The 19,510-nt window shown below is 52.8% G+C and carries 17 protein-coding genes and 2 rRNA genes; 6 read left to right on the top strand and 13 right to left on the bottom strand.

Features of this window, described 5'->3' with window-relative positions; all coding sequences use genetic code 11:
• The 5 genes from ACL7TT_RS08070 to ACL7TT_RS08050 form a co-directional block, all read left to right on the top strand.
• A 23S ribosomal RNA gene (locus ACL7TT_RS08070) occupies positions 1-82 on the top strand; the annotation flags it as partial.
• 207 nt (positions 83-289) lie between these two features.
• Positions 290-405 (top strand): 5S ribosomal RNA (gene rrf / locus ACL7TT_RS08065).
• A 181-nt stretch (positions 406-586) separates the two neighbouring features.
• A complete protein-coding gene (locus ACL7TT_RS08060; RefSeq protein WP_413394546.1) occupies positions 587-1,750 on the top strand; it encodes a phosphoglycerate kinase in 1,164 nt (387 codons plus the stop codon).
• Between the two features lie 97 nt (positions 1,751-1,847).
• Positions 1,848-2,912, top strand: coding sequence for a class II fructose-bisphosphate aldolase (gene fba / locus ACL7TT_RS08055; protein ID WP_299946957.1), 1,065 nt, complete (start codon positions 1,848-1,850; stop codon positions 2,910-2,912).
• A gap of 121 nt (positions 2,913-3,033) precedes the next feature.
• The gene (locus ACL7TT_RS08050) at positions 3,034-4,014 is read left to right on the top strand and encodes an alpha/beta hydrolase (protein WP_413394534.1); all 981 of its coding nucleotides are present in this window, start codon (positions 3,034-3,036) and stop codon (positions 4,012-4,014) included.
• A gap of 426 nt (positions 4,015-4,440) precedes the next feature.
• Here the strand turns inward: ACL7TT_RS08050 and ACL7TT_RS08045 are convergent, their stop codons facing one another.
• Complete coding sequence (locus tag ACL7TT_RS08045; protein ID WP_413394533.1) at positions 4,441-4,959, bottom strand: macro domain-containing protein; 519 nt, start codon at positions 4,957-4,959, stop codon at positions 4,441-4,443.
• A gap of 235 nt (positions 4,960-5,194) precedes the next feature.
• Between ACL7TT_RS08045 and ACL7TT_RS08040 the strand changes: the two genes are divergently transcribed.
• The gene (locus ACL7TT_RS08040) at positions 5,195-6,223 is read left to right on the top strand and encodes a GGDEF domain-containing protein (protein ID WP_299946963.1); all 1,029 of its coding nucleotides are present in this window, start codon (positions 5,195-5,197) and stop codon (positions 6,221-6,223) included.
• 12 nt (positions 6,224-6,235) lie between these two features.
• Here the strand turns inward: ACL7TT_RS08040 and ACL7TT_RS08035 are convergent, their stop codons facing one another.
• The 12 genes from ACL7TT_RS08035 to ACL7TT_RS07980 all read right to left on the bottom strand — a co-directional run bounded on the left by ACL7TT_RS08035 (position 6,236) and on the right by ACL7TT_RS07980 (position 19,158).
• Positions 6,236-7,006, bottom strand: coding sequence for a VIT1/CCC1 transporter family protein (locus ACL7TT_RS08035; RefSeq protein ID WP_413394532.1), 771 nt, complete (start codon positions 7,004-7,006; stop codon positions 6,236-6,238).
• A 337-nt stretch (positions 7,007-7,343) separates the two neighbouring features.
• The gene (locus ACL7TT_RS08030) at positions 7,344-8,111 is read right to left on the bottom strand and encodes a hypothetical protein (protein ID WP_413394530.1); all 768 of its coding nucleotides are present in this window, start codon (positions 8,109-8,111) and stop codon (positions 7,344-7,346) included.
• Positions 8,112-8,116: 5 nt separating this feature from the next.
• Positions 8,117-8,707 (bottom strand): hypothetical protein, encoded by a 591-nt coding sequence (locus ACL7TT_RS08025; protein WP_413394528.1) that lies wholly within the window; start codon positions 8,705-8,707, stop codon positions 8,117-8,119.
• Positions 8,708-8,844: 137 nt separating this feature from the next.
• Positions 8,845-10,737 (bottom strand): DUF885 domain-containing protein, encoded by a 1,893-nt coding sequence (locus ACL7TT_RS08020; protein ID WP_413394527.1) that lies wholly within the window; start codon positions 10,735-10,737, stop codon positions 8,845-8,847.
• A 612-nt stretch (positions 10,738-11,349) separates the two neighbouring features.
• Positions 11,350-12,759, bottom strand: a complete 1,410-nt coding sequence (locus tag ACL7TT_RS08015; protein WP_413394525.1) for a M20/M25/M40 family metallo-hydrolase — start codon at positions 12,757-12,759, stop codon at positions 11,350-11,352.
• 30 nt (positions 12,760-12,789) lie between these two features.
• Positions 12,790-13,140 (bottom strand): hypothetical protein, encoded by a 351-nt coding sequence (locus ACL7TT_RS08010; protein WP_299946978.1) that lies wholly within the window; start codon positions 13,138-13,140, stop codon positions 12,790-12,792.
• 3 nt (positions 13,141-13,143) lie between these two features.
• Entirely contained in the window at positions 13,144-13,911 is a 768-nt protein-coding gene (locus ACL7TT_RS08005; protein WP_413394523.1) for a TSUP family transporter, read from the bottom strand.
• A complete protein-coding gene (locus ACL7TT_RS08000) occupies positions 13,895-14,527 on the bottom strand; it encodes a 1-acyl-sn-glycerol-3-phosphate acyltransferase (RefSeq protein WP_413394521.1) in 633 nt (210 codons plus the stop codon). The genes ACL7TT_RS08005 and ACL7TT_RS08000 overlap by 17 nt, the downstream gene beginning before the upstream one ends.
• Before the next feature lie 66 nt (positions 14,528-14,593).
• Entirely contained in the window at positions 14,594-16,174 is a 1,581-nt protein-coding gene (locus ACL7TT_RS07995; RefSeq protein ID WP_413394519.1) for a peptide chain release factor 3, read from the bottom strand.
• Positions 16,175-17,059: 885 nt separating this feature from the next.
• Positions 17,060-18,223 carry a metallophosphoesterase gene (locus ACL7TT_RS07990; protein WP_413394517.1) on the bottom strand — a complete coding sequence of 388 codons (1,164 nt, stop codon included), beginning with the start codon at positions 18,221-18,223 and terminating at the stop codon, positions 17,060-17,062.
• A 24-nt stretch (positions 18,224-18,247) separates the two neighbouring features.
• A complete protein-coding gene (locus tag ACL7TT_RS07985; protein ID WP_413394515.1) occupies positions 18,248-18,796 on the bottom strand; it encodes an HAAS signaling domain-containing protein in 549 nt (182 codons plus the stop codon).
• Positions 18,797-18,807: 11 nt separating this feature from the next.
• Entirely contained in the window at positions 18,808-19,158 is a 351-nt protein-coding gene (locus ACL7TT_RS07980; RefSeq protein ID WP_413394513.1) for a PadR family transcriptional regulator, read from the bottom strand.
• Positions 19,159-19,510: the final 352 nt, after the last annotated feature.

Raw genomic sequence — 19,510 nt, 5'->3', positions numbered from 1 at the left:
ACTACCACGTTGATAGGCTGGGTGTGGAAGCGCTGTGAGGCGTTGAGCTAACCAGTACTAATTGCCCGTGCGGCTTGACCATACAACAGAGATGGTTACTAACGGCTAGTGAAGCTAGTGGATTGTGGAGAGAAAGACACACAATATGCGACTTGCGGTGTATTACTACAGAGTGTTTTACCGAATTATTTGGGGTTATCGCCGGTCAACAAACTGACCGAGGCAAACAGTGATAACGTGGCAGGCAGAGCCCAGGCTCTTAAGACCAACGCCAACCCAAGCCAGTTTGCCTGACGAACATAGAGTTGTGGAACCACCTGATCCCTTGCCGAACTCAGAAGTGAAACGCAGCATCGCCGATGGTAGTGTGGGGTCTCCCCATGTGAGAGTAGGTCATTGTCAGGCTTCTATTACAAAGCCCTGATCCCTCGCGGTCAGGGCTTTTTTTATACAGCCAATCTTATACAACCAGTCAATAAAGGCCGCTGAAACGGCTTTTTCTTTATTCTCCTATCGGCATCGACAGAGGGCAATTGATATACTCCGCGCCCGTATTTTCAGTAAATCAAGTAGAGAGGACTGGCGAATAGTGTTCAAGCTGATGACAGACCTGGATTTGGCAGGTAAGCGGGTACTCATTCGTGAGGACCTGAATGTCCCGCTGAAAGGGGGGCAGGTCACTTCTGATGCGCGTATCCGTGCAGCGATTCCCACGATTCAGGCTGCTATCAATGCTGGCGCCGAGGTAGTGTTGATGTCCCACCTGGGACGTCCGATCGAAGGGGAATACGCCGAGGAGTTCTCTCTGGCCCCGGTTGCCAGGTGTCTGGGCGAGTTGCTGGCTCGCGAAGTGACGCTGGTGAAGGCGTGGCGCAATGGTGTGGAGTTAGCCGCTGGCGAGGTGGCTCTGCTGGAAAATGTGCGCTTCAATGTGGGTGAGAAAAAAGATGATGAGGCCCTGGCTAAGGCCTATGCCCGGCTGTGCGATATCTTTGTCATGGACGCCTTTGGTACTGCCCACCGCGCCCAGGCATCTACCCATGGTGTAGCCAAGTATGCCCCGGTAGCCTGTGCCGGCCCCCTCTTGGCTGCGGAGCTGGAAGCTCTACAAAAAGCGCTGGCGGAGCCGGCGCGCCCGCTGGTGGCGATCGTTGGCGGTGCCAAAGTTTCCACCAAACTGACTGTTTTGGAAAGCCTGGCTGACAAAGTAGACCAGCTGATCGTAGGCGGCGGTATCGCCAACACCTTCCTTGCCGCCAGCGGCAAGCCGGTGGGTAAATCCCTGTGCGAACACGACCTGGTGGATACTGCTAGGGGATTGATGCAGAAGTGCAATATCCCCCTGCCTGTGGATGTGGTGACCGGGAAGGCGCTGAGCGAGGGCGCCACAGCGGTGACCAAGTCAGCCGATACAGTGGCTGAAGACGATATGATCTTTGATATAGGCCCCCAGTCCTCCGAGCAGCTGGCGGGGATTCTAAAAAGTGCCAGGACCATTATTTGGAACGGCCCTGTGGGGGTTTTCGAGTTCGACCAGTTTGGTGTCGGCACAGAGCATTTGTCCCAGGCGATCGCCGCCTGTGATGCGTTCTCCATCGCAGGTGGTGGTGATACCCTGGCAGCTGTGGACAAATACGGCATTGCCGATAAGGTATCCTATATCTCCACTGGCGGTGGGGCCTTCCTTGAGTATGTAGAGGGCCGGAAACTGCCGGCGGTAGCCATGCTGGAGTCTCGTGCGAACGATTGAGACACCACATCGAATAACGCCTCACCTGTCAACGTTTACTGGCAGTTGGTAAAAGCAAAATTACAGATACGACGAAGAGACGAGAAAGGAATTGATTATGGCTCTTATCAGCCTGCGCCAGTTGCTGGACCACGCCGCAGAACACGGCTATGGGGTGCCCGCATTTAATGTGAACAATCTGGAACAGATGCGCGCGATCATGGAAGCGGCCAGGGAGACCGATTCCCCCGTCATCGTGCAGGCTTCTGCCGGAGCGCGTAAATACGCCGGAGCGCCCTTTCTGCGCCACTTGATCCTTGCCGCCATTGAGGAATTTCCGGAAATCCCGGTGGTGATGCATCAGGACCACGGCACCAGTCCAGCAGTGTGTCAGCGCTCGATCCAGCTGGGTTTCAGTTCTGTGATGATGGACGGCTCGCTGCAGGAAGACGGCAAGACGCCAGCTTCCTATACGTACAATGTCGATGTAACCCGCTGCGCAGTGGATATGGCGCACGCCTGCGGTGTTTCCGTTGAAGGGGAGCTGGGCTGTCTGGGCTCTCTGGAAACCGGTATGGCGGGAGAGGAGGATGGTGTCGGCGCCGAGGGTAAGCTGTCCCACGACCAGTTGCTGACAGACCCGGAAGAGGCAGCGGATTTCGTACAGAAAACCAGGGTCGATGCCCTGGCAATCGCTTGCGGTACCAGCCATGGCGCCTATAAGTTCACCCGCCCGCCCACCGGCGATATCCTTGCCATCGGTCGTATCAGGGAGATCCACGCCCGTATACCCGGCACCCACCTGGTGATGCATGGTTCTTCTTCGGTACCTCAGGAGTGGTTGGCAGTGATCAACGAGTTTGGGGGGGAAATTCCCGAAACCTACGGTGTGCCTGTGGAGCAGATCTGCGAGGGCATCAAGCACGGTGTGCGCAAGGTCAACATCGATACCGATCTGCGTTTGGCCTCTACCGGCGCTATTCGCCGTTTCCTGGCACAGAATCCCTCCGAATTCGACCCGCGCAAATTTTACAAAGCCACCCTGCAGGCGATGAGGGAGATCTGTGTGGCCCGCTACGAAGCTTTTGGCAGCGCCGGCCAGGCCAGCCGGATTCGCCCCGTTAGCCTCGACACCATGAGTGAGCGATACGCTGCCGGTGAGCTGGAACCCGCAATTAAGTGAGCGGTTACTTGCGCTAAAATTCACAAGGGCGGTTCCCGCAACCGCCCTAATCCCTCCAAAATGTTTATTATCCTGCCACACCGTCACTTCCCCACTGGCAAAATGCAGTACCATTGATCTAATGGATAGCTTGCACGATATCAGTAGTTTCGAAAGCAGCCCGGTGATCAAGCGCCCGGACTACTCGGCATTGCGCCGGAAGTTACCACAACTCGATTTCAATAGTGATGCAGTCCCGCTAATAACGGAGTTGCAGGACTATCGAAATTTCTATGACTTGCACTTCCCGCTCGCCCACACAACCGGGGTCGGCACCTTCATCGCTGCGGGCTTTGAATTGGTGTCACAATACTGGCTGGTGGAAAATCCCCGTGGCACTCTGTTTATTTGTCACGGATACTTTGATCACACCGGTATCTATGGCCCGGCAATTCGCTTTGGCCTGGAACGCAACCTGAACGTGGTGATTTTCGATTTCCCGGGTCACGGCCTCTCCAGCGGGGAGCGGGTAGCCATTCAGACCTTCCTGCAGTACCGCCAGGTATTTGATCGCCTTCTCTCTATTGCCAGCGACAAGCTGCCAGGGCCCTGGCATGGTATGGGACAGAGTACCGGGGGTGCAGCGTTAATGGCCCACCTGCAATACAGCCGCTGGCAGCCACTGGATAAGATATTCCTGCTTGCACCACTGGTACGCCCGGCAAATTGGCACCTGGTCAAGTGGAAGTACTACCTGGGGCGCCTGTTTATCAGCGAGCCCAGCCGTGAGTTCAATATCAATACCCACGATGCAGAATTCTCCCGGCGCCAGGCGCTGCGCGACCCACTGCAGTCCCAGATAATCTCCATGTGCTGGCTCGGTGCCATGGTGGACTGGATAAAAACCTTCCCCAAAACCGCACGAAATCCCCGCAAGATGCTGGTTGTGCAGGGCACCGGTGATGGTACCGTGGATTGGCGCTACGATATGCGTGCGATCCGCGACCGCTTTCCCCATTGCCACAGGGTATTGATTCGCGGTGCCCGCCACCAGATGATCAATGAAACCCAGCCCTATCGGCACCAGATACTGGCGGCGATGGACGACTGGCTGAATCGCTGAAGCAGTCTACACCAGACAGATAGCGTTTTCTCTCGGCGATGGTGAACCGTGATAAGGAAATTGGGGCGATGGGGTGAGTTGGTTTGGTCCCTGGTGGTCGCACAATAAAGATGCATTGATTATTTTACACCGGCCTGCAATCTACTCGGCAGCGATATTTTTCGAGGCCTCCATGGAGAATCCGGGCGTCTCACGCGTGTAAATGTGGCACGGAGAAACCGGCTTGTCATTGTTGCTGTGCGGTTTGCTGGAAAAAAGTCGGTGGTGGCACCGAACTTCATCCGGGTGAGCTACCTCACTCCGATCATTCTTTTGTTGCCTGGCAATTTGGACGCCTGCAGGGAGAATATAGTGGGCTTCTGCAGCAGGATTGCCATCGGCAGGGATCTTTTCAACAAGCGGTTACATTCTCAGACGAAAAAATTCTCACACTGAAAAAAACTGTTGCTCAACCTGCTGCCATTCTCCCAATGCGGCTGGTGTGTGCAGGCAGATAGTGATTTGCTCAAAACTCCCGGTGCATTCCGTCAGCACCGCCAGCGCCTGATGGGCTGCAATTGTATGGGGAAAACGATTGGTGCCGGCCCCTAAAGCGGGAAAGAGGAGATTTTTTAGGCCTTTTTGTTCTGCAAGCACCAGCACGCTTTCGTAGCAACGTCGCAATTGTTGCAGTGCCTGTGCGCCCCATTGGTCGCCGCTGCTCCACTGGGGTGTCACGGTGTGCAGTAGATAGTCTACCCCCAGCCGGTAGGCTCGGGTGAGACGCGCCTCACCTACGGCACATTCGGGCTGAAGTTGGCACTGTGTTACCAATTCCGCACCACTGCGCGCATAAATCTGTGCGGAAAGACCCCGCCCACAAATCAGGTGTTTGTGCGCTGGGCATACGAGTGCATCCCCATGCAGTGTCAGAATATCACCCCAGGTCAGTACAATTGGTATCACGGTGTCCCATTTCCAAGTTTTCGATTACTGATACTTTAGCTTGCGACTTTGGTTGCTGAAAGAATGCCCCTATACTCAGCACTGCTGCACTCCGGCGGCAGATTTCTTCCCCTGGAGTAATGCGCGGCACTGGGCTGCAGGGTTGGGGAACACTGCGGCCTGTATGACAACAGAGATAATTATGCATTCAGGGTATAATAAACAGAATCCTGCGCTTTGTACGTCGGTGGAGGAGATGCGGCAAATAGACCTGCGCCGCCGCATCCTGGCTTCATCTTATATGTTGCTATTCGCCATGGCGGTAACAGGTGCCATGGCCGTGATTGCCCTATCCGTAACAGAAATACTGCAGGCGATGACACTGTCGGCGGTTGCAGTGATAATCCTGTGTACTTACGTCATCATCAATTTGTCAGGCCCCAGTGAGAAGACGCCGCTTCTGGTTGGGGGCCTGCTTTTGGTTCTTTACTTTTATCTGTTATTAACCGGTGGTGTGAACAACACCGGCCTGATGTGGGCTGTTATGCTGGTTCCCGGTTTTATCAACCTGTACGGCTACAAAAACGGCACCGTTGCCCTTTTGGGCATCGGTATTGCCACCGCGTCTGTGCTTTTCTACCCTGAGTTTCCCGGTTTTACTGCTAACTACGACACTGCCTATCGCGCGCGCTTTATCGCAGTATTCGGTGCCCTCACAGCGCTGACCGCGCTCCTCGATAGCAGTCGTCACCGGACTCAGCAGCTGCTGGAACAATTGACTGGGGAGCTGGAGAAAAACGCTTCCACAGATGCTCTAACCGGGCTTGCCAACCGTCGTGAAGCCTATCGCGCCATCCACGATCTGGAGCGCCGCAGTCGGGATCTGCACAGCAAATATGTGATCCTGATTGGCGACCTCGACAATTTCAAGTTGATCAACGATACCTACGGGCATGCTTTCGGTGATCGTATCCTGCAGGATGTTGCCAAGATTCTCAGGGACAACACCCGTACGGGAGATATTGTCGTTCGCTGGGGCGGTGAGGAATTCCTGCTCTTACTGCCCAACTCGGATGTCCGTGGTGGCAGCCTGCTGGCGGAGAAGTTGCGCCACAGGGTGGAGATTTTAAGCCGCCGTTACGTACAGCCGGTGAGAGTCTCCATCAGTTTTGGGGTCGTGGAAGGCAATAGCCGCGGTAGCCCCCACAATCAGCTGCTTGCGGAAGCAGACAAACGTATGTATCGCGCGAAAAACAGTGGCCGTAACAAGGTGGTGGCGGCCTGACAGTGATGGCCATCAACCGATAAAGCTGCGCAGGCAAAAGCCGATACCGAGGGCGAGTGCGGCCGCAGCCCCGCCAAAAATCAGTGTTTTGATCCCGGAGGCCAGTACTTGGCGGGAAAACACCAAGCCCTTACACAGGCCAATGGCAAAGAAAGTGCAAGCAGCCAAAGCCGTGCTGCTGTAGAACTGCTCAGTCGTGCTCAGTGGCTGAATAAGATAGGGCAGCAGTGGTATGGCGCCCACACCAATAAACGCGGCAAAGGTCGCCAGTGCAGCCCCGAGGGGCCTGCGTGCACAACGGCTGATACCGTATTCCTCCGCCAGCATGGTCTCTATCCAGAGCTTGCGGTTGGCGGTAATGGTAGCGACGATTTGTTCCAGTATTTCTCCGTGAAATCCTTTGCGGTGAAAGATCTGGCGGATTTCCTCCCGCTCCCCCTCAGGTACCAGTGCAATATGCTGGCGTTCGGTGCGGGTTGCCGCTTCCAACTGTTCCCGATCCACGCTGACGGCTTCGTAGTTGCTCACTGCCATGCTAAAGCCATCGGCAATCAGGTTGGCAAAGCCCATCACCAGCACCACCGCTTCGGAAAAGCCGGCACCGAATGCGCCGGCTACAATGGCGAAGGTGGTGACACAGCCGTCGATAGCCCCCAGAACAAAATCGGAAACTTGCTGTGACTTGGGTTCGCGGTGCAAGCGCGCCTCAATACGTTCCGGGCGGTGTTCTTCAAGCAGGGCGTGTCGGGCTGCTTTGTTCGGGTCCCCTTTTTTCCCTTCCATTTCAAGGGATCTCCCTGTGGGGCCTATCCCCGCGTCGCTAGACAGGTGTTTACATATCACAGTCGGGTCACGGTAGGCTGTGGCTAGATTCTAGATCAAAGCCCGGCACCGGGTGCCATTGCGCAGCGATTGTTGTCGCGCGCATCCGGGTGGGGGAAACCGACTGTGCCGGTCTGGGAAGCTGACGCTGAACCGGATACCAACCGTTTTGGCTTGGCCCGGCAATGTAGGCCGGTGGCAATTTCCGGTTGAGCCGCTGGCGGTGCGCATCCTGCAGGCATGTATCCCCATGGACCGGGCAACGCTTTTTATCGCTTTGCAATACACGCCACACGTATTAACGCACGATAAAGCTGCTCCTATCGACACCGGTATTGCCGGTCTTTGGGTCATAGGCGTAGACCAGGATTTCGTAGACACCGGGTACCTCGGTGGAAAAAGGGGCACTGAATATATTCATGGTGTCGCGTAATTTTAACGGCACTGTGGTAAACGTTTTTCCATCTTTCTGTACAAGCGCCACCACTTCAATCTTGCTGCCATCCCAGAGGCCGCCCTTGGTAATCGAGCAGCCGCACATCATTACCACGTTGGCGCGGATCTCATAAGGGCTCTTGTCGAGGCCCGTGTACAGGTGCGTTTGCGGGCTGAGCAGGTCTACCACCATACCCGGTATTTCCACGACCAACCCATCGCCACTGATGGGTTTACCGGGCACCAGCCAGGTTTGGGTTTGCGCTACCACGCGGGCCTGTTTTTTAATGTATGGGGCCAGGATTTCAATAGTCACAAACACCGGTTCGCTGATATCCAGCGCAGCGGTGAAGTGTGCTGCTCCGGTGGCAATCGGCAGATAGCGCTCCCGCGGGGTTTTCATAATCTTGCCGGTATCCCCAGTGCTGCCCTGGGTCAGTCCCTTGGCGAGAATCTCATTAGTATCCGCCGCGCGAATAATGACCATGGCACCCCCAATAGAGGAACCAATAAATTTGGCATCCCTGGCCTTGGCGCGCACGGTGATTTCCGTAGGTATTGTCTCTGCCCACAGGGGCGTGGCAATAAACTGCACGGCGAGGATACAGAATAAAATAGCCAGTTTTTTCATTTTAACTACCCTATTGATGGTTTTGTTAGTGCGGCGTAGGCTCCCAAAAACACCATCCCCCAAATCACTGCCCCGAACAGCAACCACAGAAAATTCAGTAGGGTAAACTTCGCGTTGGATTCACCAAGCCTGTCTCCACAGGCAAGATTGGCTGCTTTTTGTGCGGAAAACAACGGGAGGGCCATTATTGGCATCAGTGCCAAGCTGATAAAGTCAAAAATTGAAACCTCACTGGTGAGAACCGAAAGCCCGTCACTGATATAGCTGGCCAGGGCAACCACGATATAAGTAACGGCCATTAATATCGGATGCCATTGATAGCTGAGTTTGGCCTCCTCAATTCGACTTTGTATGGTGGTGAATAGGGGGTAGGTAAAAAAGATTGAAAATATAGCTCGTAAGACCGGTAGCATTTTTTCACCACTGGTCAGTTTGTACTCTTTCCAATGACGATAAAACCAGTAAATGGAGTATATGCCGCAAGTGCCAAAATAAAGTATCAGAAATTTGGTTTTTGAAACAACATAAAACTCTGCTTCGCCGGTAGAATCCTTGCCCAGGTCGGCCTCAGGCGCATTGTAAATATTGGTATCCACACTATCCCCCTCACTACAAAAAAATCCGGGCAAAATGCACTTTTAAACCCGTAATTACAAGACGTAATTCACATCCGAATACGCAATAAAAAAGCCGGACATTGTCCGGCTTTTGGGTCAGCTGTAAACACCACCAATCAAGCGCCCTTAACAGAATTCACCCAACTGGCCACACGGCTCTCCAGTACCGGTATCGGCACGGCACCACCGCCCAACACGGTATCGTGGAAACCGCGGAAATCGAACTTATCGCCCAGTTGCTCCTCGGCCTGCTTGCGCAGCGCCTGGATTTTCAGCATACCGATCTTGTAGGCGGTGGCCTGTCCCGGCCACACCAGGTAACGACGCACTTCAGAGCGCACGGCGGTTTCCGGGATCGCGGAATTTTCCAGGAAGTATTCCACTGCCTGCTCTTCACGCCAGCCCTTGGCGTGCATACCGGTATCCACCACCAGGCGAATGGCACGCCACATCTCGGCCGTCAGATGGCCGAACAAATTGTAAGGGTCTGCATAGGCCCCCATTTCTTTGGCCAGCTTCTCGGAATACAGTGCCCAGCCCTCTGAGTAGACGGTAAAGTGCGCCTGGGTGCGAAACTGCGGGATACCCTCCAGTTCTTGCGCAATGGAGATTTGCATATGGTGGCCGGGATTGCCCTCGTGGTAGGCCACGGTTTCCATATCGGTGGTGGAGTAAGCGCTCATGTCGGACAGGTGCGCGTAGTAGATACCTGGGCGGGTGCCATCCGGAGTACCTGGATAATAGTGCTGGGCACCGCCGTCCTGCTCGCGAAAGGACTCGACACGCTTCACCACCAGCTCCGCCTTGGGCAGCAATCCGAAGTACTCGGGCAGCTTGGTGCTGATATTGTCGAGGAAAGCCTTCGAGTCATCCAGGTAGCTCTGGCGGCCCTTGTCTGTGTTCGGATAGTAGAACTGTCCGTCCTCGCGGATAAAGGTAAAGAACTCCTGCAGGCTACCTTCGAAGCCCACCTGCTCCTTGATGGTTTCCATTTCTCCCCGAATACGCGCCACTTCTTCAAGGCCGATATTGTGGATCTCATCGGCGGTCAGTTCGGTGGTGGTGGTATTGGCCAGGCGCTGGTTATAGAAAGCCGAGCCGTTCGGCAGGCTGCTGGCGCCCTGGGGTTCTACGGATGCCTTCTGCATATCTTTCTTAAGCCAGGCGATCAGAGTTTTGTAGGCGGGCAGGAATTCGGTTTCCAGGGCCTTGCGGGCGTCTGCGGTGAGCTTGTCAGCCTGTTGTTGGTTGATCTTATCCGCTTCCAGCAACGTGGCAATTTTGCCCTTAGCTCCGGCCCACAGGGGGGCATCGTCGCCACCTTTGAAGGGGGCGCCGTCAATCAGCTTGCTGGATTGCTCGATAGCGCCCTCAAAGGCAAAACGCGGTGGACGGATGCCCGCCCTGGAGGACTGCTCGGCGCGCTCGCGCAGCTGGTTAATGGCGCGGGAGATACCACCGATACGGGCAATATAGGCCTGCATATCCTCGATAGTGTCCACCTTGTGGAAATTCAGCAGAAAGTTGGGTAGCTGTGACTGGGAACCACCCATTTGCTCGAAAATGTAACCATGGCGTCGGAAGGGCTCGGCTGCCTTGGCCTGTTCAAACTGGTAGCGCCAGATATCGTAGGAATTTTTCCCTTCCTGGGTCAGTTTGTTGTAGTTGAAATTCTTCTTCAGCTCGGCAACGGTCTTCTCCATCCAGGCCAGCTGGCGCGCCTCTGCGGCCTCGCTCATATCGTCGATCTGGTCGTACTGCTGCTTGCGCCCGAGGTAGGATAGTTGCATGGGGCTGAACTGTAGCTGCTCTTCATAACGTGCATCCAGCCACTTGGTCAGGCGGTGTGTTTCCGCCTCAGCCTCCAAGGTGACAGGCACCTCTGCAAGGGTGCTCTGGGCCTTGTTGGCCAGGGTGGCTGCTTCTGTGCTCTTATCGGCCTGACAGCCTGTGAGGACGGCGACAGCCAACAGACCCGGAATCAAAGGATTGTTCAGCTTAATCGGCATTTTTCTATCTCGGTCAATCGTTGTATAAATAAACGCCTCTAACTTTGACACGAAATCCCTGGAGTGTCGACTCGCGTGCTCTCAAAGGCCATTTCTGTGCGTTGAGCCGTGGGGTCATCCAATTGGCAGAGCCCTCTTGGCAGGGTGTGGTGTCTGCTGATTACTGCCAATGGGGTAGTGCCCTGCCAGTGGTGTTTTTTACGATTTGTGGTCTCCACGCATATAGGGGGTGGGGGTTCCTGGCGCCCTGTACCGGGCCTTCCACCAGTTTCCTCCGGAAGGAAGGAGGAGGGGGCGGCAAAGGGGTGTTTGTGGTGCAGAGATTCTGCAAAGGGACACTTGGAGTGCTGCTTTTTTACACGCTCGGGCTACAGGCACGGCATATCGGCTACTGGCGAGGGATATACCAGAGTTATACACAGCTCTATCCATGGTTTCTGTTAGTAACAAGTTTGTAATGACAGAGTGCAGGTGAGCGGCCTGTGGACAGCGCATTTGCAGAGGAAAAGTGTCAATCGGTGAAGGAGGCCTTCCCATGGGGGCAGTGGAAAGCCCCAGCAGTGGGGGCTTTCGGTGTGGGCATAGCTTAGCCTTCCTGGCTTGATTCCGGACCTAGTCCGTATTAGTGGGGATGCGGCCCAGGTCGCCTTCCATTTCTGCAGCCAGGAAAGAAATCACGACCCAGGCTGCGACATTCTGGCGAAGGTTTTCAGGGTCAACCTTGTCCAGCGTGTCATTGGGGGTATGGTGGTAGTCGAAGTAGTCTGTACCGTCCTGGTATAGGCCGAAGGCAGGTACACCCTCGGCGACGAATACACTGCTATCCGGACCTCCGGAAGAGGCGTTATTGCCGCGTTCAATGCCGAGGGGCGCGAGCAACTGCATCATTTGGTCGGCGATATCAAATTTGTTCTCCGGCAGGCGGGTGTCAAAACGCCAGATTTTCCCGGCGCCGAAATCGGATTCGGATACGGCGATAATATTGTCCAGCTCATGGCGGTGGGCATCGACATATTGTTTGGCACCCACCAAGCCTATCTCTTCGGCGCCAAACAGAATCACGCGCAGCGTGCGGCGTGGGCGATCTGGCAGTTCCGCGATGAGCCTGGCTGTCTCCAGGACAATAGCAACGCCGGCGCCATCGTCGAGGGCGCCAGTGCCCTCGTCCCAGGAGTCGAGGTGGGCGCCGATGACCATGACTTCTTCGGGCTGCTTGCGGCCGGTGATCTCTCCGATCACGTTAAATGAAGGGCCATCGGCGAGGCGTGTGTTGTCGACATCAAGTTTGACCACTACGGGCTTGCCGCGCCCGAGCATGGCCTCGAGCAAATTGGCATCCGGAGCCGAGAGCGCCAAAGCGGGCACCGGGTTTTCAATATCTTTGATTGCCATCATGCCGGTGTGGGCAAAGCGGTCAGAGTCAGTTCCTACAGAGCGCAAAAGCAGCGCTGCGGCGCCCTTTGTGGCCGCTGCACGCATTCCCCTACTGCGTCCCTGGACTGCGGGGCCATAGCCTTCACCGGTGCGGGCCTTTTCCATGCGCTTGTTGACAAAGGCTATCCTGCCTTTCACTTGCTCCGATGGGGCCTTTAGCAGCGCTTCCACATCGGCAAACTCGACGATCTCAGCACTCAGTCCACCCTCGGGTGTGGCGACACCGTACCCCAGGGAGGTTACCACCAGTGGCTGCGGGTAGGGTGCGATGACTTCGGCATGTGCGTGACCGCGTACCCAGCGCGGCACCTCGACCTGTTCGGTATACACCCGATCGAAACCCAACGCCTTCATTTTTTTCTGGGCCCAGGCAACCGCGCGGCGGTCACCTTCGGTTCCGGCACGGCGTGGGCCGACTTCCACAGTCAGTGACTCCACAATGCTGTAGGCATCGGAGGATTCCAGGGCGCGGTCGCGCAGCACTTCGGCAACCGAGAGGTCCTCACGGGGCAGCGGCTTGGCCTGGGCGGCACTGAAGACCATGGCGGCTATTAAGCTCCCGGTTAGGGGCAACAGTCGTTTAAACATATGTTTATCCTTGGTTAACGTTTACTGGGTTCAGGATTTTGGCTGTCGGCCAACTGTTTCAGTGAGCAGTTGGCGTCGCACCTCGCGCAGCTGCCTGATACCGGCCTGGGTAAATAAATAGGGGGAGCCATCGTCGTATTCTCGCTCTTCAATCTTCAGGCACTCAAGGCGCAATTGTTCCAGCTTGGGATCGTGGCGCATAGGGCAGGCGACCAGAGCGCGCCATTCACTCTCACTGGCCTGCCCGGAAATCACATCTTCAAGCCCCTTGATAAAACTATCCCTATCCATGCGGAATCTTGGCGTGCGCAGGTGCATCAACGTCCAGACGACAATAACAAATGCGCTAAGTGACAGTAATAGCGTTAGAAATACGCTCACTTCTTACGCCTCCAATAATAATTTTACCGCGACAGCAACTGTGGCGAGAATAAGGATAGGTTTGATCAACCGGGTGCCCCGTGAAATCACCAGGCTTGAGCCGATACGCGCACCAAAAAACTGGGCAACAGACATACTGATTGCCAGCCACAGTAAAAGGTGGCCGCCCAGCATAAACATGATCATAGAGGTGGTATTGGTTGCCAAAACCAGGGGCTTGGTGGATGCTGTGGCTTTACGCATGTTGTAGCCGAGGAGTGCGGCGAAGGCCAGGGCATAAATAGAGCCCATACCGGGGCCAAAGAAGCCGCCGTAAAAGCCTACCCCGCCACCCACGGAGAGGTTAAATACACCTGTGCCCATTCTGGGTTTGGAATCGAAATCGGATATCCGTGGGGAGAGTGTAAAGTAGAGTGCGATTGCAATCAGCAGAACCGGCAAAAGGATCTGCAGGTCTTCGCCACCCAGTTGGGTAACGGTCCAGGTGCCAGCCATCGAACCAAAAATTGCAGCAATCAGGCCGGGCCACAGAGGCTTTAATTGCAGTTGCCCTTTTTGCAGGAAATTGACCGTCGATGAAAGTGTGCCGAAGACGCTTTGAAACTTGTTGGTACCGAGGGCATCCAGTGGAGGGATGCCGGCCCACAAGAGTGTGGGCAGGGTAATAATGCCACCACCACCAGCGATGGCACTCACAAAACCCGCGGCAAAGGCTACCGCGGTTAAAATCAGGTAGGTGCTTGTGGGTATATTGCTACTGAGTTCTATCACGGGAGGATTCACTGCCCTTCAGGGCACTGGTCTGCTTATTGCGGTGATGTCCCTGGTATTTACTGAAGCGAAGCTGAATTTCCCTCATATCTTGTTCCAGGTCTCCCGTAGGCCGGTACAGGGAGTCCAGGCAAAGGCGTCTTCGGGGGAAATCCCAGGCAACCAGGAAAATGGGCACATCGGCTGCGTAGGCAATGCGCAAAAACCCGTTCTTCCACTTGGTGACTTTTTCGCGTGTGCCCTCTGGTGTGATACCAACCCACATCTTTTCATTGTCGCGAAACCGGGATGCGACCTGCTGCGCGATACCGCCGGCTGCGGCGCGGTCGGTGGGTACACCGCCGAGCCACACAAAGAATCCCTTTAAGGGAAAGAAAAAGGCTTCCCTCTTCATCAACCAGGAAATCCTTATCCGGTAGGCCATAATAAACGGCATGGCCACGACAAAGTCCCAGTTGGAAGTGTGCGGGGCCAGTGCCACCATCACTTTTTTTTCCGGTGGAAAGGTGCCTTCCAGGCGCCAGCCCATCAGCCGGATCAGCAGCCTGCCAATGGCAGCGGTGAGGCGGTTGCCAAGACGCGGTATCTCTGCCGGTAACTCTTTGTGCTGACTCATTTATGATCTCTCACTCTACTGCCTGGATATCCGCAGCTGAATCTGGGCAGGAATACATACATGAAATTAGTGTTCTCGGGTGGCATAAAAACGGATATCCGGATAGCGTTCCTCAGCCAGTTGCAAGTTTACCCGGGTCGGTGCCAGATAAGTGAGGTGCCCACTCCCATCCATGGCGAGATTGGTGCTCGCTTTGCGCCTGAAATGTTCCATTTCCCTGGGGCTCTCGCTTTCCACCCAGCGGGCCGTGGCTACATTGACGTTTTCATAAATGGCTTCGACCTTGTACTCATCCTTAAGGCGGTAAGCCACCACCTCAAACTGGAGAACACCTACCGCGCCGACGATAATGTCGTTACTCTCCTGCGGGAAAAATACCTGTGTCGAGCCCTCTTCGGAAAGCTGTTGTAAACCCTTTTGCAACTGCTTGAGCTTCAGTGGATCTTTCAGGCGGATTCGGCGAAACAGTTCCGGGGCAAAATTGGGAATACCGGTAAATTTGAGGAGTTCCCCCTCTGTAAAGGTATCGCCAATCTGTATGGTACCGTGGTTGTGCAGGCCGATAATATCCCCGGCAATGGCTTCCTCCACGTGAGAGCGGTCTCCGGCCATAAAAGTAACGGCATCGGCAATTTTGACCTCTTTACCGATACGCACATGTTTTATCTTCATGCCGCGGTTGTAAGTGCCGGAGCACACACGCATAAAGGCGACACGATCGCGGTGTTTTGGGTCCATATTCGCTTGGATTTTAAAGACAAATCCCGAGAATTTTTCCTCGCTAGGCACCACCTGGCGCTCGCGGGTTTCCCGCGGTTGTGGACCGGGTGCCCATTCGACAAAGCCGTCCAGCATTTCACGCACGCCGAAGTTGCCCAGTGCGGTGCCGAAAAATACCGGGGTGAGTTCACCATCCAGATAGGCTTTCAGGTCAAACTGGTGCGTGGCACCGCGCACCAGTTCGATTTCCTCGCGGATATCCTCTGCGTACTCACCCAGCAGGGTAGAGGCCTCTGTGGTATCAAGCCCCTTGATCCGGACATCGTCCGAAATGGTGTGTCCCTGGCCCTGGGTGAATACATGAATTGTGTCGGTGTAGAGGTTGTAGACCCCTTTAAAGTTTTTACCGGAGGCAAGCGGCCAGTTTATCGGCGCGGCCCGAATGTCGAGTACCCTCTCAATCTCGTCCATGACCTCAATAGGGTCGCGGATATCCCGGTCCAGTTTATTGATAAAGGAAAGGATCGGGGTGGTGCGCAGCCGACACACGTTCATCAGCTTAATGGTACGGTCTTCGACACCTTTAGCCCCGTCGATTACCATCAGTGCGGAATCCACCGCGGTGAGTACCCGGTAGGTATCCTCGGAGAAGTCCTCGTGCCCTGGAGTATCCAGCAGGTTTACGGTGCGATTCCTGTAGGGAAACTGCATCACCGAAGAGGTGACAGAGATGCCCCTTTCCCGCTCCATGGACATCCAGTCAGAGCGTGCGTGCGGTCCTTTCTTGCCCTTGACCGAGCCAGCCAGTTGTATCGCATTCCCGAACAATAACAGCTTTTCGGTCACGGTGGTTTTGCCGGCGTCCGGGTGGGATATGATAGCAAAAGTTCTACGTTGTTGAATTTTATGGAAAAAATCAGAATTCATGGTATTAAAACTTCGATTATGTACACAATAGTGTACATATGTGGAGACTTTCTTAGGCGGAACTAGCAAAGCAAAAGCCTAGTATTGTACCAAGCTCGAATGCCACATGCCCAACTCCCTTCTCAAATAGTGCTCCGAAATACTCTACTAGAAAAAAATATATAAAAATCAATGAGTTATAAGAACCCCTGAATGAAAGGAGGCAGAGGAATTGGAGGGTGTAGGAAAGTTGACCGCTCAGGTAACCTCCGCCCAGCCCTCAGGGGCAAACAATTGCGGGAAGCCATACCCGCAGGCATGCGAAGGCCCGGGTGATGACAGTTTCTGCCGCCCTCAGGTAGTGGATGTGGCGGTTTTTTCGTGGGCACGAGTTTCCCGTTCTGATGCGGAAAATAGCGGGCAAGGTCTATAAAGATCAATGAAGTTCAAAAAGTGACAAGCTCTATAGCACCACTTTGGACCATCCGCGTTTTGTCTGGTTGCAAAGCGTTGGCTGGCTGGCATCTCAGCCAGAAGAGGGAGGCGGTATTTATTGGGGTGTCCATTCCACTTGGCTGTCACTGGGAGAATCCGGTACAGCGCGTTTCGTGCTCCCCGCATACTTGAGGGACCGGTTCTTGCTTTATCAATGAGAACCCTACACTGCAGGCGCTCAGAGTGGAGTGACAGACCCGATTTTGAATTGGCGCTAGAAACTGCCCCGGAGATAGTGATAAATATACGCGGCCCTACTCATCCGCCTATCATTTTCAAGAGCTAATCATAGACAACACTTTCCTTGTCCAAATAAATTAAAGTGAGCCCGATTGTATTGATAAATCCATAAACGAACTTAGCCAAAGCCAGGACTTGAAAGCAATACCGGCAATATAAATTGTATTTTCCTTAAATGTCTTTCAATTCACCATTTTCCAGCAATCTGAAGTATTGCCCGTTTTTGATTAGCAGGCCTTCACTTTTCCGAAATGGAAAACTGAATAAATAGTCTTTTGGATGTTTCACATCAATTGCAAGAACCTTGTTGTTATATAAGGCATTGACTTTGCTTTGCAATGTATGCCCGACTACCACAGCTTTGGCCTCTATCGCTTTTAAGCCCTGCTCAACCTCAAGTTGTGATAAATCATCTTTAAAGTATCCTCGATACCATGCGGGTCCGGTTGTGCTGGATCGTAAAAAAGATTCTTTTGTTTCAAGAGTTGGTGTGTAATAGAGTTTTCTATAACCTTCACGGACGATATGATTGATATCGGGCAAAGAAAGGCCGAATTCGGTTATCTTGGGATGAATACCGCCATGGGTGAAGGCAACATTATTAATAACTTCAAGAACATTTTTAGAAGCCAACCAGCGGCCTAAAAATGCATTGTCATCAAATAGTTGATATTGTTGCTTGCCAAGCATACCAGCAATATAAAAATATTTTTTATGCGCTGATTGATAGTTTCCTTGAAGGGTTTTTATCTCATGATTTCCTATGATGAAGTGTACTTTCCCACCGGCTCTCTTAGCAGATTGTTCCAGTTTATAGATCCCCCAAAGAACTTGAGTTGTCGAGGCGCCACGGTCAATAAAATCGCCCACCAGTACAAGGTGACCTTGATCAAAAGTCCAATTAAGTTGTGTGTCTGCTATCCCGTGAATAACTAGAAAATCTCGAAAGGCACTAAAACCACTTTCGATATCAGATAGGGCTATTATGGATGCATCATCATTATAATTTGTATCTGGTGTGGTGATTTCAGGGTCAATAGTGACATTAAACGTGCTGTTATCTAATGGAAATGGAACGGTAATAATTAACTTTTCATCTTCAGAATGGTAACCTGTATCTACATAATATCCATCATCCTTATTACCCTTTAATATATTGGTAACCAGTGTTTTATTTTCATAAAATACATGTACTTCACCATCCAATTTATAGGCAAGCTTATCTTCGGATAAATGGGCATCCGCGCCAATAAACAACCCAAATGCAACTACACCTGTCATCAATATTATAAAGGTAATCCCGAAGTGCTTTAAATTAGTAAAAATTATAGACATTACTTACCCCTTGGAGTTACTATTTTAAATATGCCTTTTCAATATACGGCAAATTTTGTAAGTTAAATATAATATTCCAGTACCAATCATTGCGGAGATAAGAGCTAACCATATAGCTGGTATTTCCTGTGCTGAGTAATCAGACTGGTTAAATGAAACTACTAAACTGTTGCCATGTTCAGCATACCAGACACCAAAGAGTGAAGGGGTGATTATCTTCAGCATTGCGGACACAACCAGGATAAAACCAATTCCAAATCCAATCGTGTAGACTAAATAGTAGAAACTCCTGCTAACCCCTTTCTTAAATTTTAATAAGGGCTTTAAGCCTTTTGGTGGTGCAACGCCTATCGTAATATGTTCAATATATCCTGCTGCCAATTCCCTTGGCGTGCCTAACTTTGCCAAAATTGATTTAATTTCTGTGTTCTCTGAACTTTCTCGTAAGGAGAGAGCTTCATAGATATGACTTTCAATTTCTTGAACCACTTCCAGAGCCTGAACCTCACTGATTCTGGATAAGTAAATCTCCAGTTCGGACAGGTAGTTATGAATTAATTTGCTTCTTGCCATGTTATTACCTTTTATTCTTCAATTTTGCATTGATTAAAAAGTTGATTGATGTCTTTTACGGACTTCTGCCACCTGGCCTTGAGCCCATCAAGTTTATCTTTTCCTACTTCAGATAGCCGATAGTATTTTCTTGGCCTGGATTCACCCTCCTGTAACCAATAACTTTCGACAACACCCTCTCGCTTTAAACGGTCAAGTAGCGGGTACAAAGTTCCTTCCGTAATTTTCATTGTTTCGAATTGATGAAGGTTTTGAAGAAGTCGAAGGCCGAACTGAGCTTTTTGACCAAGCAAAGCCAAGATCACCATTTCGAGCGTACCTTTTCGGAATTGCACATCCCATTTATGTTCAAAAGGCTCCAAATTGCACTCCTTATATGTATAACAGAGTAACTATGTACTACATAGGTCGATTTGTAGTGCACTGTGAATAAAATTGCAAGGAAATTTTGAGTTATTTGGCGTTATGAGCCCGGTATGGACAAAAATGCAGCACTGCCTGCCTTGCCCTAAGAAGAGCGGACAAACGGGGTATCTGCAGGTAGAAAACCGGCAGATACGGCCACAGTGAAATCGAAGAGCACATGGGTATCCACTACGGGGCTGCCTGGCTACAGGTAAAAGTATCAGGAGGACGATACAGATGTGTTGCACGCCAAGCCGCGCAGTCGCCAGAATGGCTCTGGTCGATGGTTGATACCAGCGCAAGGAGCAT

The sequence above is a fragment of the Microbulbifer jejuensis genome (genome assembly GCF_047289955.1).
Taxonomy (GTDB): domain Bacteria; phylum Pseudomonadota; class Gammaproteobacteria; order Pseudomonadales; family Cellvibrionaceae; genus Microbulbifer.
Note: the sequence above shows the minus strand (reverse complement) of the source record. Positions and strands in the feature narration are given on the sequence as shown.

What these genes read in the sequence shown, in the direction of transcription:
- fba (WP_299946957.1), top strand. Translation starts at nt 1,848, where the DNA reads ATGGCTCTTATCAGCCTGCGCCAGTTGCTGGACCACGCCGCAGAACAC.
- ACL7TT_RS08050 (WP_413394534.1), top strand. Translation starts at nt 3,034, where the DNA reads ATGGATAGCTTGCACGATATCAGTAGTTTCGAAAGCAGCCCGGTGATC.
- ACL7TT_RS08040 (WP_299946963.1), top strand. Translation starts at nt 5,195, where the DNA reads ATGCGGCAAATAGACCTGCGCCGCCGCATCCTGGCTTCATCTTATATG.
- ACL7TT_RS08035 (WP_413394532.1), bottom strand. Translation starts at nt 7,006, where the DNA reads ATGGAAGGGAAAAAAGGGGACCCGAACAAAGCAGCCCGACACGCCCTG.
- ACL7TT_RS08030 (WP_413394530.1), bottom strand. Translation starts at nt 8,111, where the DNA reads ATGAAAAAACTGGCTATTTTATTCTGTATCCTCGCCGTGCAGTTTATT.
- ACL7TT_RS08020 (WP_413394527.1), bottom strand. Translation starts at nt 10,737, where the DNA reads ATGCCGATTAAGCTGAACAATCCTTTGATTCCGGGTCTGTTGGCTGTC.
- ACL7TT_RS08015 (WP_413394525.1), bottom strand. Translation starts at nt 12,759, where the DNA reads ATGTTTAAACGACTGTTGCCCCTAACCGGGAGCTTAATAGCCGCCATG.
- ACL7TT_RS08000 (WP_413394521.1), bottom strand. Translation starts at nt 14,527, where the DNA reads ATGAGTCAGCACAAAGAGTTACCGGCAGAGATACCGCGTCTTGGCAAC.
- ACL7TT_RS07995 (WP_413394519.1), bottom strand. Translation starts at nt 16,174, where the DNA reads ATGAATTCTGATTTTTTCCATAAAATTCAACAACGTAGAACTTTTGCT.
- ACL7TT_RS07990 (WP_413394517.1), bottom strand. Translation starts at nt 18,223, where the DNA reads ATGTCTATAATTTTTACTAATTTAAAGCACTTCGGGATTACCTTTATA.
- ACL7TT_RS07985 (WP_413394515.1), bottom strand. Translation starts at nt 18,796, where the DNA reads ATGGCAAGAAGCAAATTAATTCATAACTACCTGTCCGAACTGGAGATT.